General features: G+C 65.4%; 17 protein-coding genes. 7 read left to right on the top strand and 10 right to left on the bottom strand.

Annotated elements, in window-relative coordinates; genetic code table 11:
• The 3 genes from ACTIAO_RS14195 to nrdH all read right to left on the bottom strand — a co-directional run.
• A partial coding sequence (locus ACTIAO_RS14195) for a ribonucleotide reductase N-terminal alpha domain-containing protein (protein WP_441906867.1) occupies positions 1-514 on the bottom strand: 514 nt, incomplete at its 3' end.
• 65 nt (positions 515-579) lie between these two features.
• Positions 580-1,029, bottom strand: a complete 450-nt coding sequence (gene nrdI, locus ACTIAO_RS14190) for a class Ib ribonucleoside-diphosphate reductase assembly flavoprotein NrdI (RefSeq protein WP_441906866.1) — start codon at positions 1,027-1,029, stop codon at positions 580-582.
• 48 nt (positions 1,030-1,077) lie between these two features.
• The gene (gene nrdH, locus ACTIAO_RS14185) at positions 1,078-1,311 is read right to left on the bottom strand and encodes a glutaredoxin-like protein NrdH (protein ID WP_441906865.1); all 234 of its coding nucleotides are present in this window, start codon (positions 1,309-1,311) and stop codon (positions 1,078-1,080) included.
• Positions 1,312-1,680: 369 nt separating this feature from the next.
• On the opposite strand from nrdH, the gene ACTIAO_RS14180 reads away from it, so the two are divergent.
• Positions 1,681-2,433, top strand: coding sequence for an alpha/beta fold hydrolase (locus ACTIAO_RS14180; RefSeq protein ID WP_441906864.1), 753 nt, complete (start codon positions 1,681-1,683; stop codon positions 2,431-2,433).
• Positions 2,430-3,584, top strand: a complete 1,155-nt coding sequence (locus ACTIAO_RS14175) for an acyl-CoA dehydrogenase family protein (protein ID WP_441906863.1) — start codon at positions 2,430-2,432, stop codon at positions 3,582-3,584. Before ACTIAO_RS14180 ends, ACTIAO_RS14175 begins: the two co-directional genes overlap by 4 nt.
• Here the strand turns inward: ACTIAO_RS14175 and ACTIAO_RS14170 are convergent, their stop codons facing one another.
• Positions 3,585-3,857, bottom strand: a complete 273-nt coding sequence (locus ACTIAO_RS14170; RefSeq protein WP_441906862.1) for a metal-sensitive transcriptional regulator — start codon at positions 3,855-3,857, stop codon at positions 3,585-3,587.
• 62 nt (positions 3,858-3,919) lie between these two features.
• Here ACTIAO_RS14170 and ACTIAO_RS14165 point away from each other — a divergent pair, with 62 nt between their 5' ends.
• Genes ACTIAO_RS14165 through ACTIAO_RS14155 form a run of 3 tightly spaced genes read left to right on the top strand, consistent with a single transcriptional unit; the run spans position 3,920 to position 6,482 of the window.
• Entirely contained in the window at positions 3,920-5,197 is a 1,278-nt protein-coding gene (locus ACTIAO_RS14165; RefSeq protein ID WP_441906861.1) for a DUF445 domain-containing protein, read from the top strand.
• Between the two features lie 2 nt (positions 5,198-5,199).
• A complete protein-coding gene (locus ACTIAO_RS14160) occupies positions 5,200-6,114 on the top strand; it encodes an arginase family protein (protein ID WP_441906860.1) in 915 nt (304 codons plus the stop codon).
• Positions 6,111-6,482, top strand: a complete 372-nt coding sequence (locus tag ACTIAO_RS14155) for a YrdB family protein (protein WP_441906859.1) — start codon at positions 6,111-6,113, stop codon at positions 6,480-6,482. Before ACTIAO_RS14160 ends, ACTIAO_RS14155 begins: the two co-directional genes overlap by 4 nt.
• An 83-nt stretch (positions 6,483-6,565) precedes the next feature.
• On the opposite strand, the gene hutI is transcribed toward ACTIAO_RS14155, so the two are convergent.
• Genes hutI through hutH form a run of 3 tightly spaced genes read right to left on the bottom strand, consistent with a single transcriptional unit; the run spans position 6,566 to position 10,917 of the window.
• Positions 6,566-7,726 carry an imidazolonepropionase gene (gene hutI / locus ACTIAO_RS14150; RefSeq protein WP_441906858.1) on the bottom strand — a complete coding sequence of 387 codons (1,161 nt, stop codon included), beginning with the start codon at positions 7,724-7,726 and terminating at the stop codon, positions 6,566-6,568.
• Positions 7,727-7,736: 10 nt separating this feature from the next.
• Positions 7,737-9,377, bottom strand: a complete 1,641-nt coding sequence (hutU, locus tag ACTIAO_RS14145) for a urocanate hydratase (protein ID WP_441906857.1) — start codon at positions 9,375-9,377, stop codon at positions 7,737-7,739.
• Positions 9,370-10,917, bottom strand: coding sequence for a histidine ammonia-lyase (hutH, locus tag ACTIAO_RS14140; protein ID WP_441906856.1), 1,548 nt, complete (start codon positions 10,915-10,917; stop codon positions 9,370-9,372). The genes hutU and hutH overlap by 8 nt, the downstream gene beginning before the upstream one ends.
• A gap of 79 nt (positions 10,918-10,996) precedes the next feature.
• Between hutH and ACTIAO_RS14135 the strand changes: the two genes are divergently transcribed.
• Entirely contained in the window at positions 10,997-11,746 is a 750-nt protein-coding gene (locus ACTIAO_RS14135) for an IclR family transcriptional regulator (RefSeq protein WP_441906855.1), read from the top strand.
• Between the two features lie 93 nt (positions 11,747-11,839).
• Here the strand turns inward: ACTIAO_RS14135 and ACTIAO_RS14130 are convergent, their stop codons facing one another.
• Positions 11,840-11,974 carry a hypothetical protein gene (locus ACTIAO_RS14130; RefSeq protein ID WP_441906854.1) on the bottom strand — a complete coding sequence of 45 codons (135 nt, stop codon included), beginning with the start codon at positions 11,972-11,974 and terminating at the stop codon, positions 11,840-11,842.
• A gap of 164 nt (positions 11,975-12,138) precedes the next feature.
• Between ACTIAO_RS14130 and ACTIAO_RS14125 the strand changes: the two genes are divergently transcribed.
• Positions 12,139-13,023 carry a metallophosphoesterase gene (locus tag ACTIAO_RS14125; RefSeq protein WP_441906853.1) on the top strand — a complete coding sequence of 295 codons (885 nt, stop codon included), beginning with the start codon at positions 12,139-12,141 and terminating at the stop codon, positions 13,021-13,023.
• 12 nt (positions 13,024-13,035) lie between these two features.
• Here ACTIAO_RS14125 and ACTIAO_RS14120 read toward each other — a convergent pair whose 3' ends face one another.
• A complete protein-coding gene (locus tag ACTIAO_RS14120; RefSeq protein ID WP_441906852.1) occupies positions 13,036-15,210 on the bottom strand; it encodes a YhgE/Pip family protein in 2,175 nt (724 codons plus the stop codon).
• Complete coding sequence (locus tag ACTIAO_RS14115; RefSeq protein ID WP_441906851.1) at positions 15,207-17,378, bottom strand: YhgE/Pip family protein; 2,172 nt, start codon at positions 17,376-17,378, stop codon at positions 15,207-15,209. Before ACTIAO_RS14115 ends, ACTIAO_RS14120 begins: the two co-directional genes overlap by 4 nt.
• Positions 17,379-17,498 lie beyond the last annotated feature (120 nt).

Below are 17,498 nucleotides of genomic sequence, written 5' to 3'. Positions count from 1 at the left end.
CGCGCGAGATCGACTCCATGTTGTCTTCGATGCGCAGCAGGAAGCAGCTGACGAGTTCGCCGCGCTGCGCCTTGCCCGAGTTGAGGAAGGTCGGCGTCGCCGGCTGGAAACGACCGGAGATGATCTCTTCGACGAGGTCGATCGCGACCTGCTCATCACCGTCGGCAAGTCCGAGGGCGGTCATCACGACACGCTCCTCGAAGCGCTCCAGGTAGCGCTTTCCATCGAACGTCTTCAGCGTGTAGCTGGTGTAGTACTTGAACGCGCCGAGGAACGTCTCGAAGCGGAACTTCTTCGAGTACGCCAGGTCGGTGAGCTTCTGGATGAACTCGAACGAGTACTTCTCGAGGAGTTCGCCCTCGTAGTACTCCTTCTCAACCAGGTAGTCCAGTCGCTCCTTGAGCGAGTGGAAGAACACCGTGTTCTGGTTGACGTGCTGCAGGAAGAATTCCCGCGCCGCACGCTTGTCGGCGCCGAACTGGATCTTGCCGTTCGCGTCGTAGAGATTCAGCATCGCGTTGAGCGCGTGATAATCAAGCCCCTCGTACGCGGGATTGATCTTGAACTCCACCTGCTCGGTCACTGCCTGCTCGTCAACTGCGGTGTCCACCATCGTTCCAATCCGTCGCTCACGCGATCTACATCGTCTTGCGTGCCGAATACTTCAAGCCGGTACAAGTGCGGCACATGACACTTGCGGCTGATGATGTCGCCGGCGACGCAGAATGCTTCGCCGAAGTTGGTGTTGCCTGCGGAGATGACCCCGCGGATGTTTCGCCGGTTGCGCTCATCGTTGAGGAACCGGATCACCTGCTTGGGGACAGCCCCCTTCTCTTCACCCCTGCCCTGGCCTCCGCCATAGGTGGGAGTCACGAGAACGAACGGCTGATCGATGAGAAGTGGCTCCTCAGATCGATACAGCGGGATGCGGCGCGCCGGGAGGCCTACCTTCTCGATGAACCTGGCCGTGTTGCCCGAGGTGCTGGAGAAGTAGACCAGGAGCGGCGCGGCGGTTGCGACGGCGGTCATGATTCACCTCGGTCCCTACGCTTCGACAGGCTCAGCGGTCGGTTGCTCTTATGCCAACCGAGACGCGAGTTCGTTAATCTTGTCGGGACGAAACCCCGACCAGTGCCCCTCATCGGTGACGACAACGGGTGCCTGCATGTACCCGAGCGCCTTGACCTGCTCGAGCGCCGCAGCGTCCTCGGAGAGGTCATGAATCTCGTACTCGATGCCCTTCGCGTCGAGCGCGCGATAGGTCGCATTGCACTGCACGCACGAAGGCTTGGTGTAGACCGTGATCGACATTGCTTTCCCCCTCAAAACTTGGTTTTCCCGGTAGACCCTCACCGGGATCTCAATACTACATATGGGGACGGACATTAGGAGTGACCACAAGGGCTAGTAGTTACATCCGTGTAGTTTTCCACCGTTCTCCACTGGTTACAACACAGGTTGTCCACCATTTCATCCACAGCCGCGGGGTCAGTTTCGAACCCCGCGAAGCGCATGATCTCGCGGTTCTCAGGAGCCGCTCAGAAATCCATCCACAGGTGGGACGCTACGCGGGGGTTCGGACATTCGATTTCCTGTGGAAAACGCATCTCGGCGTGTCGCGGCGTGTCGTGTGTGCGCCCCTCCCGCGTGAACACGGAACCGTCGCAATAGGCTGATCCTGTGACCGCCGTGACATTGCCCCGCTTGTCCTGGGGCGACCCCGATTCCTCGAAGACCGCCCTGCTCGTGCACGGGCTCGGATCCTCCGCCGCACTGATGTGGATGCTCGGCGACGCCCTCGCGAACACCGGCTGGCGTGCGATAGCCGTCGACCTGCGTGGCCACGGCGATGCTCCGCGCACGACGGACTACACCGTTACCGCCTATGCCTCCGATCTCGCAGCCACCCGCCCCGACAACGACGGTTCGTGGGATGCCGTCATCGGACACTCCCTCGGCGCCGCGGCAAGTGTCGTGGCCGCGGCATCCGACCCTGCCTGGACGCGCAGGCTCGTCCTCCTCGACCCGGCCATCCTCGTCGACGGCCACGAGGCGCAGGTGGTGCGGCGCAGCCAGGAGCGCGCGTTCGATGACAACCGGATCGAGGTTGTTCAGGCCGAGCATCCGCACTGGCATCCGCAGGATCACGAACTGAAGATCGATGCCGTCGCCCGCGCAAGCCGCTGGGCGGTCGAGCAGACGAGCGCCCAGAACCAGCCTTGGGATGTGCGGGCGGATGCTGCGCGCCTGACAACACCCACGCACATCATCGGTGCCGACCCCGAGATCTACAGTCTGTTCACCGGAGACGTGGCCGCCGAGGTGCTCGAGAACGCGAACATCACGATGTCGGTCGTTGCCGGCGCCGGCCATTCCCCGCACCGCGACAAGCCCGATGACACCATCCGCCAGCTCTTGGAGGCACTGCTGTGACTTTCGATCCCACCACGCATCTCCCCGACGACCTGCTCGATCGCATCCGCGAGCGCGCACCGATCCACGACCGGGAGAACACGTTTCCCGAGCAAGATCTCGCCGAGCTTCGGGATGCCGGATATCTGAAGATCCTCGTCCCGACTGAGCGCGGCGGCGCGGGCCTCGGGCTCGAGCAGGCTGCAATCCTGCAGCAGCGTCTGGCGACAGCATCCCCGGCCACTGCCCTGTCCATAAACATGCATCTGGTCTGGACAGGCGTCGCGAAGGTGTTCAGCGACCGCGGCGTTCCCGGGCTCGAGTTCGTGCAGGATGGCGCCGCTGGCGGCGAGGTGTTCGCCTTCGGGATCAGCGAGGGCGGAAACGATCTCGTGCTCTTCGACAGCAATACGGATGCCGTGCCGCAGGCCGATGGATCGTACGCGTTCACGGGAGTGAAGATCTTCACTTCGCTCGCGCCGGTGTGGACCAAGCTCGGCCTGCACGGGCTCGATACGACGAGCGCCGACGCACCGCAGCTCGTGTTCGCGTTCGTGGACAGGACGGATGCCGTCACCACCAGCGATGACTGGGACACCCTGGGCATGCGCGCGACGCAGAGCCGCACCACGCGCTTGGACGGTGCCCTCGCACCCGCGTCGCAGGTCGTGCGGCGGATCGACCCGGGGCCGAGCCCGGATCCGATCATCTTCGGCATCTTCAGCGTCTTCGAGCTGCTGCTCGCCTCGGTGTACACCGGCATCGCTCGCCGTGCCCTGGATCTCGCCGTGGAGACGGTCCACAAGCGCACGTCGAAGAAGACCGGGCTCGCGTACAGTCAGGACCCCGACATCCGCTGGCGGATCGCCGATATGAGCCTCGCCTACGACGCCCTGCCTCCGCAGATCGCTGCTCTCGCGCATGACGTCGACGAGCAGAGAGATAACGGCGCGCGCTGGTTCACACTGCTGTCAGGGACGAAGCACCGCGCGGTCGTGATGGCCAAGCATGTCGTCGACCAGGCGATCCTCACCGCCGGCGGCGGGTCCTACTTCTCCTCGAACGAGCTGTCGCGACTGTACCGGGACGTGTTGGCGGGGATGTTCCATCCGTCTGACCCGGAGTCCGCGCACTCCACCGCGGCGAGCGCGCTCCTCGGGCCGCTCGCGTAACTACTTTCGCTCGAAGTCGAATGCCTTCAGAAGCTCGTCGACGGCTTGCTCGCGCTCGTCGCCGCCCTGTTCGAACATGTGCGTGACGTGCGTGCGCAGATGGTTCTCCAGCAGAAGGCGATTCAACGACTCCAGCGACTTCTGGATGGCACGGGACTGCGTGATGATGTCCATGCAGTATTCCTCGCCTTCGATCATTCGGGTGACGCCACGCAGCTGACCCTCGAGGATGCTCGTGCGATGCAGGGCACGCTTCTTGATGTCTTCGATCACGACTCGAGGCTACCCCGCCTGCCGGTCCCTGAGCCTGTCGAAGGGCATGCGAGGATGACAGAATGCCGCGCACTCCGATGGCTCTGCTCTCCCCCGCCGATCAGGAACGCCTGCGCGCCCTGCGCGTGATGAAGGCGATCGCCCTCGGCGCCCTCCTGTTCATGGCCGTCGTCTTCGTGATCGCGTTCTGGTTGCAGGGACGGTATCCCTGGCTCGGCTATGTGCGCGCCGCGGCAGAGGGAGGAATGGTCGGCGCCCTGGCGGACTGGTTCGCGGTCACCGCGCTGTTCCGCCGCCCGATGGGACTCCCGATCCCGCACACGGCGATCATCCCGAACCGCAAGGACGAGATCGGGCGCACGCTCGGCGAGTTCGTCGAGACGAACTTCCTCGCGGCCGACGTCGTCCGCACCAAGCTGTCCTCCACCCCGATCGCCCAGCGCGCAGGTGAGTGGTTGCAGCAGAGGCCCCACGCCGAACGGGTCGCCGCGGAGGGCTCCGCGATCGCCGTGGGCGTGCTCAACGCGCTCAGCGACGACGACGTGCGCGACCTCATCACAGACCTCGCGCGCGAGCATCTCGTGCAGCCCGAATGGGGTCCCCCGGCCGGTGCCTGGCTGGAGAAGATCGTGGAGTCCGACGCTCACCGCAGTGCCGTCGACCTGGCTGCCGACAGCATCGCGACCTGGCTGGTCGCCAACGCCGACGCGTTCTCGGGACTGGTCTCACGGCGCCTGCCGGGATGGGTTCCGAAGCTCGCCCACCGATTCGTCGACGACACGGTCTATCACGAGGCGATCAAGTTCGTCGATGCCGTGCGCGCCGACCCGCAGCATCCGGCTCGCCTCGCGATCGATGGTTATCTCGCCCGCCTGGCCGATAATCTCCAGAACGATCCCGTCACACGCCGCAAGCTCGAGAACGCGAAGGCATCGCTCTTCGACAGCCCGCGCGTGGGCGCGCTGGCCGCCGAGGCGTGGAACACCGCGAAGAACGGACTGATCCGTTCGCTGGAAGACCCGCAGAGTGCCCTGCGGGTGCGTGCTGTGCAGGCGATCGAAGAGGTCGGCGAGCGCCTCATGACGGATGCCGCACTGCAGCGCCGCGTGGACTCCTGGGTCTCCGAGGCTGCCGTCTTCCTCGTCGATCGCTATCGGCACGATATCGCCTCGATCATCACCGACACCGTCGAACGCTGGGATCCGGCGGAGACCACCGAGAAGATCGAGCTCATGGTCGGACGCGACCTGCAGTACATCCGCCTGAACGGTACCGTCGTCGGCGCTCTCGCCGGGCTGGCGATCTTCACCATCGCCCACGCGATCATCCCTGGAGTGTGAACATGGCTCTCTCTCACGACCCGATGTGGCCGCGCGCCGGCGCCTGGCCCGCTTACGACGGCGCGGCAGATGCCGTCCTTCTCGGAGTCCCGACCTGGCGCACCTCCCTCTCGCCGACGGGTGCGCACGCGACCCCAGGAGCGGTACGGGAGGCACTGCAGCGCTACAGCCCAACGCTGATGGGGTCGCCGGTCACAGATCTCGACGCCATCCTCGCGATCCGGGATGCCGGTGACATCGAAGAACCGGACGGCGATGCGGGCGAGGCCAGCGTCATCGCCCGGATGCGCGAGCTTGCACCGGCATTCGTGATCGCGCTCGGTGGGGACAATTCGCTCACATACCCGGTGGCGCTGGGCTCGGCAGCATCCGGTCTCATCACCTTCGATGCGCACTTCGACCTGCGTGACGGCATCTCCAACGGCACACCCGTCAGGCGGCTCGTCGAGGACGTTCCCACCGCAGCTGGCGTGCCGACCTCGCGGATCGACCCGACGCGGATCGTGCAGATCGGGATCGCCGACTTCGCGAACTCGGCCGCCTACGCGCAGCGCGCGGCGGACTGGGGCATCCGCGTGATCACTTTGGATGAGGTGCGCCGCCGCGGGATCGATGACGTGGTGGCCGAAGCCGTGGAGATCGCCGGCGGGCAGGACGGGCGCGTGCACCTCGATATCGACGTGGATGTGTGCGATCGTTCGGTCGCACCGGGGTGCCCGGCGAGTGTCCCCGGCGGGCTCGCCGCGTGGGAACTGCGCGCGCTCACGCGCGCCGTCGCCTCGGATGCTCGTGTCATCAGCGCCGACATCGCCGAAGTGGATGCCACGTCCGACACCGAAGACGGCCGCACTGTGCGCCTGGCCGCACTGTGCGTGCTCGAGCTCCTGGCCGGGGTGGCGGGAAGAAAAGCCGCATGAGTGGAGAAGCGCGACGCGGCGCTGACTTCGAGGATGCCGGAATCGCGCGCAAACTCGCCCTCACCGTGCGGTTCCTGCTCGAGCTCGCCCTGCTCGCCGGAGTCGCCGTACTCGCGTGGCGTGTGACTCCGGCTGGCTGGAACTGGGTCGCCGCGGTGATCGCCGTCGTGATCGTCGCCACTATCTGGGGGATGTTCCTCTCGCCGAAGGCTCGATACGACATCGGCGGGTTTGCACGGCTCATGCTCGAGGTTGTGCTGTTCGGCGGTGTCGCCGCGGGACTCATCACGGTCGGGCTGGTGGTTGCCGCCGCCGTCGGCTTCGTGATCTGGGTCATCGACCGGCTCGCGCTGCGCTGGCTTCGCTGATTCGGGTTCGCAACTCCTCAAGGATCCTGCCTCGGCCCGCCCACGAGCCCGGTCTCGGCCGGTTTCCCGCAAGCCGTGAGGAGTTATGAACGCTTGGCGACGAGCACGCCGTCCTTCCAGACGCTTCGCACCTGCGGAACGCCGGGCCGGTACGACAGGTGCACGTGGCTGGGCGCATCGAGCAGCACGAGATCAGCGCGCATTCCCGGAGCGATCGTGCCGATGTCATCACGACGCAGCGCCGCCGCTCCCCCGGCGGTCGCCGCCCACAGCGCCTCGACCGGAGTCATGCCCATGTCGCGCACGGCGACGGCGATGCAGAACGGCATGGATGACGTGAAACTCGATCCGGGGTTCGTGTCGCATGCGAGTGCCACGGTGACGCCCGCGTCGATGAGGCGTCGCGCGTCCGGATAGGGCTGGCGCGTCGAGAACTCCACGCCGGGCAGCAGGGTGAGCACCATGTCGGATACTGCGAGTGCCGCGACGTCGTCGTCGGTCAGGTACGTGCCGTGGTCGACGGATGCCGCGCCGAGCTCGACCGCCATCCGCACACCGTCGCCGGGCCCCAGTTGACTGGCGTGCACGCGCGGCGCGAGTCCGCGAGCGATGCCGGCTTCGAGCACCCGCCGGGATTGCTCGACGCTGAACGCACCGCTCTCGCAGAACACATCGATCCAGCGCGCGTACGGGGCGCAGGCATCCAGCATCGGACCGATGACGAGATCCACGTAGGCGTCAGGATCCTCGGCGAACTCGGTGGGAACCACATGCGCGCCGAGGAATGTGACCTCGTCGGTCGCCTCGGCGGCGAGGCGCACGAGGCGCTGTTCGGTTTCGACATCGAGGCCGTAGCCGCTCTTGATTTCGACCGTCGTGGTCCCCTGCGCATGCATCTCCGCGATGAAGCCACGCAGTCGGACGCGCAGTTCGTCATCGGTCGCAGCCCTGGTTGCCGCCACCGTGGAACGGATTCCTCCGGCGGCATACTTCTCGCCCGCCATCCGCGCCTCGAACTCGGCTGCCCGGTCTCCGCCGAACACGATATGGCTGTGACTGTCGACGAAGCCTGGGATAACGGCGCGACCGCCCGCGTCCACGACTTCTTCCGCGTGCGTCGGTGCATCCGCGGCCGCCCCCACCCACGCGATGCGTCCGTCCTCGACGAGCACAGCCGCGTCGCGGAGCATCCCGTGATCGGCGTTGGTCGTCAGCTCACCGATGTTCGTGATCAGCGTGCGCATGGTCTCATCATCACAGCATCGGCACGTTCAGGCCACGTTCGCGAGCCACGTCGCGGGCTCGTTCGTATCCGGCATCCACGTGACGCATGACGCCGGTGCCCGGGTCGTTCGTCAGCACGCGCTCGAGTTTCTCGGCGGCGAGCGCGGTGCCGTCGGCGACGGTGACCTGTCCCGCGTGGATGCTGCGTCCGATCCCGACGCCACCACCGTGATGCAGGGACACCCATGACGCTCCGGATGCCGTGTTCAGCAGCGCATTCAGCAGCGGCCAGTCCGCGATCGCATCCGAACCATCGGCCATCGCCTCGGTCTCACGGTACGGGGAGGCGACGGATCCGGCATCCAGGTGATCGCGACCGATGACGATCGGCGCCTTCAGCTCACCCGAGGCAACCATCTCGTTGAACTTCAGCCCCGCGAGGTGACGCTCCTTGTAGCCGAGCCAGCAGATCCGGGCCGGCAGCCCCTCGAAGTGCACCTTCTCGGCCGCCTGGTCGAGCCAGCGGTGCAGTGCAGCATCTTCCGGGAACAGCTCCTTCACTGCGCGGTCGGTGGCGGCGATATCGGCGGGGTCCCCGGAGAGCGCGACCCAGCGGAACGGCCCCTTGCCCTCGGCAAACAGCGGCCGGATGTACGCCGGCACGAAACCAGGGAAGGCGAAAGCGCGGTCGTACCCGCCGAGCTCGGCTTCGCGGCGGATCGAGTTGCCGTAGTCGAAGACGGCGGCGCCGGCATCCTGGAAACCGACCATCGCGGCGACGTGCGCTGCCATCGATTCCCGCGCACGCCGGGTGAATTCCTCGGGGTCGCGCTCGGACTCGGCCTTCCACTCCGCCACCGAAATTCCGACCGGAAGATACGCCAGCGGGTCGTGCGCACTGGTCTGGTCGGTGACGATGTCGATCGGGATGCCGCGACGCAGCAGTTCGGGGAAGACATCAGCCGCGTTGCCGACGACTCCGACGGAGAGTGCCTCGCCGGCATCTTTGGCGGCGAGGACGCGGGCGACCGCGGCATCCAGATCTGCGGTGTATTCGTCGAGATACCCGTGCTTCACACGGCGGGCCAACCGCGTCTCGTCGACATCGACGATGAGCACTGCTCCCCCGTTCATCGTCACGGCGAGCGGCTGTGCCCCGCCCATTCCGCCGGCCCCGCCGGTGAGGGTGAGGGTGCCGGCAAGAGAGTCCCGGGACAGCGACTGCGCCACGGCGGCGAACGTCTCGTACGTGCCTTGCAGAATGCCCTGGGTGCCGATGTAGATCCAGGATCCGGCGGTCATCTGCCCATACATCGTGAGGCCGAGCGACTCGAGGCTGCGAAACTCCGGCCATGTCGCCCAATCGCCGACGAGGTTGGAGTTGGCGATGAGCACGCGCGGCGCCCACTCGTGCGTGCGGAAGACACCGACCGGCTTCCCGGACTGCACGAGCAGCGTCTCGTCCGGCTCGAGTTCGTCGAGCGTGCGGACGATCGCGTCGTAGGCCTCCCAGCTGCGCGCGGCTTTGCCGGTGCCGCCGTAGACGACGAGGTCTTCGGGATGCTCGGCGACCTGAGGGTCGAGATTATTCATGAGCATTCGCTTGGCGGCCTCCGCACCCCAGCTCTTGGCGGTGCGCTCGGGACCGCGTGCGGCGTGGATCTCATTCATGTGCGTTCTCCTTTGCGACACGGGCGACAGCGCCCGATCGGACGAGTTCAGTGACCGCTTCGATCTCAGGCGAGAGGAAACGATCAGGGCCGGGACCGCCGGCAACCGTGCGGACGAGGTCGCGAACAGCCCCCGTCGCCGGAGCGGGCTGGATCGGCGCGCGCAGGTCCAGCGCCAGGGATCCCGTGATCACCTCGATCGCGAGCACGCGCGTGAGTCCATCGATCGCGCGGCGCAGCTTGCGTGCAGCGGCCCACCCCATCGACACGTGGTCCTCCTGCATGGCGGATGAGGGAATCGAGTCGACGGATGCCGGCACCGCCAGGCGCTTGAGCTCGGAGACGATTCCGGCCGCGGCGTACTGCGCGATCATGAGCCCGGAATCGACGCCGACCTCGTGCGCGAGGAACGGCGGCAGCCCGCGGTTGCGCGCGGGATCGAGCGCGCGGTCGGTGCGTCGCTCGGACACCGAGGCAACATCGGCGACAGAGATCGCGAGGAAGTCGAGTACCGCGGCGACGGGCGCCCCGTGGAAATTGCCGTTGGATTCGATGCGTCCATCGAGTGTGACCACGGGGTTGTCGACGACGCTGGCGAGCTCGCGAGAAGCGATCATCGCAGCGTGTCCCATGGTGTCGCGGGCTGCGCCGTGCACCTGCGGCGAGCACCGCAACGAGTACGCATCCTGCACGCGGCCGTCTTCCGGTCCGCGGTGGCTGGCGACGATCGGAGAGTTTGCGAGAAACGCGCGCAGGTGCGCAGCGGAAACCGCCTGACCGTGTTGCGGCCGCAGCGCCATGAGGTCGGCTGCGAACACGGCATCCGTCCCGAGCTGGCTCTCCACCGACATGGCAGCGGCGAGATCCGCTGTCGTCAGCAGCGTCTCGAGGTCGTGCAGGGCGAGCAGCAGCATCCCCAGCATCCCGTCCGTACCGTTGATGAGGGCAAGCCCCTCCTTCTCTTCGAGGACGATCGGATCGATGCCGGCGGATGCCAGCGCGTCGGATGCTGCGACAGGCTCAGCACCCGATCCGGCAGAAGCGACGCGGACGTCACCCTCCCCCATGGCTGCGAGCGCAATGTGCGCGAGCGGAGCGAGATCCCCTGAGCATCCCAGCGACCCGTATTCGCGGACGATCGGGGTGATGCCGGCGTTGAGCATCGCGATGTACGTCTCTGCGACGACCGGCCGCACGCCGGTGCGCCCGGAGGCGAGGGTCTGCAGCCGGAGCAGCTGGAGGGCGCGCACGACTTCGGTCTCGACCTCGGGACCGGTGCCGGCCGCGTGGGAGCGGATGAGGCTCGCCTGCAGCTGACGGCGGCGCTCGGGCGCGATGAAAGTTGTGGCCAGAGCCCCGAATCCCGTCGAGACACCGTAGTGCGGATGCGGGTCGGCGGCGAGCGCTTCGATCACGCCGCGGGTCTGAATGATGCGATCCCGTGCCTCGTCCGCGAGCTCGACATGTGCGCCGTCACGAGCGATTGCGACGACTTCGGCGGGGGTGAGAGTTTTGGCACCGATGCGAATGGGATGGGGCATGTCTTGATTCCACACCCACCTGCTGGCGGTGGACAGCTCGTCGTGGGATCCTGTGTCTGTGATCCCAGACAATTCTCCCGTGGGTGTGCAGGTGCCCGCCGCGGATCAGACACTGCGGATCCTGCGGCATATGGCCACACGGCCTGCTCCTGTCGCGGCATCCGCCATCGCTCGCGATCTGAATCTGCCCCGCTCGACCGTCCATCATCTGTTGAACACGCTCGCAGCGCACGGGTTCGTGCTGCACCTGCGCGAAGCGCGCCGGTGGGCGCTGGGAACGGCAGCATCCGAACTCGCCGGCGGCTTCGCCCGCCAGCAGCCGCTCGCCCGGGTCGGGCGCCCGCTCGTCGCAGCTCTCGCCGACCGGCTCGGAGAAAGCACGCACCTGGGAGTGCTCTCGGGCGCCGATGTCGTCTATATCGTCGAGGAGCGCGCACCCCGACGTCCCGCGCTTGTGACGGATGTCGGCGTGCGCCTGCCTGCGCATCTCACAGCGACCGGTCGGGCAATGCTCGCAGCCCTCCCGCGCGAGCAGGTACGGGCGCTGTATCCGAACGTGTCAGCATTCTCGACGCGCACCGGTCACGGCCCCGGACGGCCAGGGGAACTACGCGAGCTGCTGCGCAGCATCCGCGCTGCAGGTTTCGCGTCGGAAGACGGCGAGGTGACCGCGGGTACGCGCTCCGTGGGAGCAGCCGTGCGCGACACGTCCGGGTGGCCGATCGCCGGTGTCGCGGTGACATGGTCCAGTGGCACCGGACCCTCCGAGCAGGATGCTGCTGCCGCTGTCATCGAGACGGCGGAGGAGTTGCAGCGGCGATTGCAGTGAACCCGCGCTGAGGCGGGAAGGAGAAAGGGAAGGGGAGCCGCAGGTCACCCGACCGCGACTCCCCTGTCCCTCAGGGACCGGACCTTCGTCAGATCAGCCAGCCGCACCCTTGCGTGGCTTGAGGAAGGATTCCGGCTCCTGCTTAGCGCGCTTGGCTGCTCGTTTCTCCTTGAGCGACAGCTGCGCGGTCTTCTTTCCGGTCTTTGGTGTTGGCGTTTTTCCTGCCATCGGGACTCGCTTCCCCTCTCGATTCGGCTGGCGGGTGTGCCTTGACCATATCCGGTTCCACAGGGAAGTCAAATTTCCCGATGAGAAGGAAAAAATGGGATGCTACGACCCGGTCTTCGCACACCGCTATTGGGCTGACGGCCCCATGCTGGCAGAGTGTCTTCATGAGCGCTTTTCGCATCCTGCATCTGAGTGATACGCACTTCTCAGGTGATGGCGGACGACACTACGGCGTCGTAGACACCGCCGAGCATCTTCGACGCGCGCTGGCGCATGTCGGGCATCTCCTGTTCGACCTCGTCGTCGTCTCGGGCGATGTGAGCGAGGACGGCACGGTCGAATCGTACCGGCGCATCCGCGAGCAGATCACGCCGTGGGCCCAGGCGCGCGGCGCCCGCGTCGTCTATGCGATGGGCAACCATGACGATCGAGAATCGTTCCGGACCGTGCTCGGTGGCGGTCAGCCGGATGCCGGTGAGCAGGAGCTTCCCGGGATCGATCTCGACCGCCCGGTAGCATCCGTCACTCGGACGGACGGCTGGCGCGTCATCGTGCTCGACAGCTCTGTTCCCGGTGCGGGATACGGTGATCTGGAACTCGAGCAGAGGCAGTTTCTGCGAGAGGCGCTCGAGACCCCGTCAGAGAGGGGCACGGTGGTCGTCGTGCACCACCCTCCGGTGCCTGCGCAGACCGACCTGCTGCAGGCGCTTGCGCTCGACGAGCAGGATGCGTCGGAACTCGTCGAGATCGTGCGGGGCACGGACGTGCGCGTGATCCTCTCGGGTCACTACCACCTGCCCGTCATGGAGTTCATCTCGGGTGTTCCGGTTTCCGTGGCGCCGGGAGTGACGAACATCTCCTGCGCGTTCGGGAACCCTGCAGAAGAAGCGGCGATCGATGGCTTCGGCGGATCGGTCGTCACCGTCGACGACGGGCGCGTCCGCGTCGTGCCGTTCATCGAGCGGCTGACCCCCGACGACATCGTCTTCCACTTCGACGCGGACGTCGTGACCGACATCATCCGGGATGCGGGGCGGTCGGAGGACTGACCGCCCCACCCATTACAAGAGCTTCGTCGACTGCAGCGCCGCATCCATCTTGTCGTTGAACCCGATCAGGGGCTTGCGAATGGCGAGCCCCAGCAGCAGCATCGGCACGAGGAAGAACAGCAGCCAACCGATCGAGATCCAGTAGTCCCCCTGGTAGATACCCGCCAGCGCATCGCGGAACGCATCCATCGCGTGCGTACCGGGAAGGAACGGGCTGATGTTCTGGAACCACTGCGGCAGGAGCGAGAGTGGATACGCACCACCGGCCGCAGACACCTGGATGACGAGCAGGAACACCGCGAGGGCCTTGCCCGCGTCTCGGAACGACACGACCAGTGTGTAGATGATGAACGTGAAGACGGTCGATGATACCCAGCCCACCAGCATGAACAGGAGCGGGTGAACCGGATCGAGCCCGACGAGGAAGATGTTCCCCAGGAAGACCAGGGTGCTCTGTGCAAGCCCCAGCAGACCGAAGATCATGTACCGGCCGAGGAACTGCTCGTGGAGCTTGAGCTCAGGGCCGCCGTCGAATGCCCGCGTGGGCGGCGCGACGCGCAGCGTCACGGACATCAGCAGCGCGCCCACCCACAGCGACAGGATGGCGTAGAGCGCGGCCATTCCGGCGCCGAAGCTCACCACCGGGTACACCGGGATCCGATCCAGGCCGATCGGCTGTGCGAGCGCGGTGGCAAGCACGGAAGGATTCGAGCCGATGATCTTGCCGATCTGGCTGAAGTCTCCGGAGTCGATCGCCGTGGCCAGCGCCTGCTGCACCCGATCGACCTCGTCTGCCGCGCCTCCCAGCGCTTCTGCGAGCACCTGGTTGTCCGAGGCTGCGTTCTCGATGATGGTGACGATTCCGCCGGCCGCGTTGCTGACGCCGGACACCTCGCCGGCGACACTGTTGAGCGAGGAACCGACCGCTGCGAGTGTCGTCCCCAACTCCTCGAGAGTCGGCTGCAGATTGTTCACGTAGATGCTGTTTGCGTCATCGAGCGCAGTCTGTGCTTCGTTGATCCTCGTGTCGATCGATTCGCGGAACTGCTGGACATCGGAGTTGCCCGTAGCGATCCCATCAGCGGTCGCCTGCAGACGCGACTGCAGATCCTTCTCCCCCGCGATCGCGGAGTCGAGGTCAGCAACGATTGCCTCGAAGGCCGGCAGATCCGCCTCCGGAACCTTCGGCTGGACGTCGTTGACAAGTCGCTCGCGCAGCGCTTCGTGGTTGCTGATGAGGGTCCCGAGGTCCGCGTCCATCTTGCCGATCAGCGCGACGCTCGCATCGGCGTCGGTGTTGATGCCGGTGAAGATGCGATCGATCTCAGAGGAGAACCCGGCGAGCTGCGCACGGCTGGCCTCGAATGCCGAGGTCAGCGCCTGCGTCGCCTGTCCGATCGCGCTGTCGGCGTCCTGTACAGCGGTGATCCCTCCCTGCACCAGGCCTTCCGCTCCGGAGAACTCGGACTCGACCGAGCTCAAGAGTCCGGATGCACCATTCACCAGCGGCTCGCTGGCTTGGAGGAGGGCGGTGAACATCGTCGCCGTCCCCGACGCTGCGCGTAGCTGCGATCCCACCTGTCCCAGGTGCGCCTCGATACGGCCGTAGGCGGCCTGCGACTCGGAGTCGGTCAAGGTCTTCTCCAAGGACAAGACCAGGCTGAGCGCGATGTCGCTGAGCTCCTTGGTGAACTCGGCGTTGATCTTCGCGGACAGGTCGTCCGCTCCCTCGCTGGTGATCAACGGTGCAAGAGGATTGGACTTGTCGTTGGTGTAGTAGTCGATCTTGGTGCGCTGCGACCCGGCAGTGTAGAACGTGAGCATGCGCTCGCTGAAGTTCTCCGGCAGCACCATCGCAGCGTAATAATCGCCGGATTCGGTTCCGGCGATCGCATCCTCTTTCGAGGTGATGACCCAGTCGAGTTGATCATTCGCGCGCAGGGCGGATTCGACGATGCTTCCGACGTTGACGTGGAGCGGGAGCAGCGGGCTCGTGTAGCCCTTATCCACGCTCGCAACGGCAACCTTGAGGCTCTTCGTGTTATCGAAGGGCTGCCAGCTGCCGATGACGTTGAACCAGGTGAACGCCGAGGGGATCACGATCAGTCCGCACAGGACGATGACCGCCATGACGTTGCTGGTGGCGCGCTTGAGATCACTTCGGAACAACTGCCAGATGCCGGTCATCGCGATGCCTCCAGCTCCGTGAGCTTCTCACGCAGTTCCGAATCGGGCATCTCCGCCACCTCTGTCGAAAGCCGCAGGCTGTAACGGATGTACTCCAGCGCGACCAGCGCGACGAAGATAATCACCAGCCACAGGATCCATAGACCGACATACTCGGTCTTGTTGTCTGGGAACATCATCGCGAGCGCGGCGAGGACGACGATTCCCACCACTCCGACCGCGATGATCGCGCCCCGCATCTTCCGGTAGGAGCGCGCGAACGGCAGTGCGCGCTTGGCGAGGCGCTCTTGATACCTCGCGCGGCTCGCGAGGGCCCGCAGCACGTGATTGATCCGGTACCCGCGCCCCATTGGCTCTCCCGTTTCAGAGGTGAACAGCTCGGTCGTTGCCACCTCGTGGGTGAACAGACGCGTGAGGTTGGCCACGTGGTGGCGCAGCACGAGTCCCAGGAAGAACGCGATTGCAACGAACAGCAGCAGCATGCCGAGATATCGCCAGTACGCGAAGCCGGCGAAACCGCTGATCACCTCGCGCATCGCATCGATCCCGTAGGTGAACGGGAAGAACGGGTACATCGGCTGGAAGAACTCCGGCATGAGCTGAATCGGGTAGATGCCCGACGCCCCTGGAATCTGCATGATCACGAGAATCACCGCCAGCCCCTTCCCGATGTATCCGAAGGTGACCGATAGCGCGTAGATGATGCTGAGATAACTCAGCCCGATCAGCATGGGGGTGATGAAGAAGGCGAAGGCGTTGACGTGCTGCACGCCGATCATCATGTTTCCGATGCTGAGCGCGATCGTCTGCAGCACGGTGATGAAGGCGAGCAGCAGCCATCGCCCGAGGTAGCCCTGGCGTGTGGTCAGGTTGGGGATTCCCTCGCGATCGACCTCGAGTTTGAGGATCACCACGAGCACGAATGCGCCGATCCACAATGACAGGTTGATGAACAGCGACGCCATCTGCGAGCCGTAGGTCTTGGTCGGGAAGATGGTGTGCTGGTCCACCAGCACCGGGGTCGACATGAACTGTGCGATCTGTTCGGGGTCCAGCGTGGTCAGCGCCTGCAGGTCCTGCCAGAGCGCGGCACTGCTGAGCGCACTGAGATCCGAGATCGCAACGCCCATATCCGACTGGATCGCCGCGAGGTCGCCATCCAGGCTGGAAAGCGCAGCGGAGGTCGCGCCCAGCTGCTGATCGAGCCCGGAAAGCAGGTTCCCCGCTTGATCGAGGAGGTCACGCTGCGCATCGACGGCTGCGGACAGCGAACCGGTGGCGATGCTGACCCTGCCCAGTGCTGCGATCGCCGCCGCCGTTCCTTCAGCGACTTCGGCAGAGCCGATCACGTGCCCCGTCGTCGCTTGGCCGGCGAGTCCAAGCAGATCCTCCTGCGCGCGGTCTGCGAGACCACGGGCATCGGTCAACGTGACCTGAGCATCGCCCAGAGCGCCATCGATGTCGGCAAGTGTGACCGTATTGGCCTGCAGGCCCTCCCGTGCGACGCCGAGATCGGTCTGCAGCGTCCCCAGGTGATCCCGTGTCTGTGCAATGACCCCGCTGGCCTGTTCGAGATCGGTGATGATCTTCGCCTGGGTGTTCATCAGATCCTGCTCGGCGGCTTCGCCGCCGCCCTTGATCGCCGTGGCGACGGAACTGGCTACCTGCTTCGTGAACGCATCGATCATCTGAGTCTGGACAGTGGTGGCTCCGGTGTCGGTGATCTCCGGTGCCACGCCATTGAGCTTCTCGTTGACGTAGTACTGCAGCTTCGGCTGAGTGAAATCGCCCGTCGTGATGCTGAGCAGGTCTTTGGTGAAAGTCTTCGATACGACGAACGCCGCGTAGCTCTCGCCGCTCTTGAGCGAATCCATGGCCTCGTCCTCGGAGAGGAAATGCCACCCGAGATCATCGTTGTCCTTCAGCTGTGCAACCAGTTGATCTCCGACGTTGACCTCGCCGGTGAGCGTCGTCGAAGCACCCTCGTCGAGGTTGACGACCGCGATGCTGAGATTCTTCGTATTGTCGAACGGATCCCAGAATGCTGCGATGTTGAACCACGCGTACATCGCGGGGGTGACGAGAGCTCCACCGACGATCACAAGCGCAAGAGGCACTCGAACCAGGCGTTTTATATCACGAACAAAAACGCGCCAGATGTTGCCCATGCCATAGCACCCTGTGATCGCCGAACTCGCAGTGATGCTGGCAACCCTATCGGTTCCGGCGACACCGACACCGAAGAGTTAGCGCAGACAATCACGACGCAACAACAACCACATGGTGGA

This window comes from Microbacterium sp., assembly GCF_052099035.1.
Taxonomy (GTDB): domain Bacteria; phylum Actinomycetota; class Actinomycetes; order Actinomycetales; family Microbacteriaceae; genus Microbacterium.
This window is presented reverse-complemented; position numbering and strand designations above follow the sequence as displayed.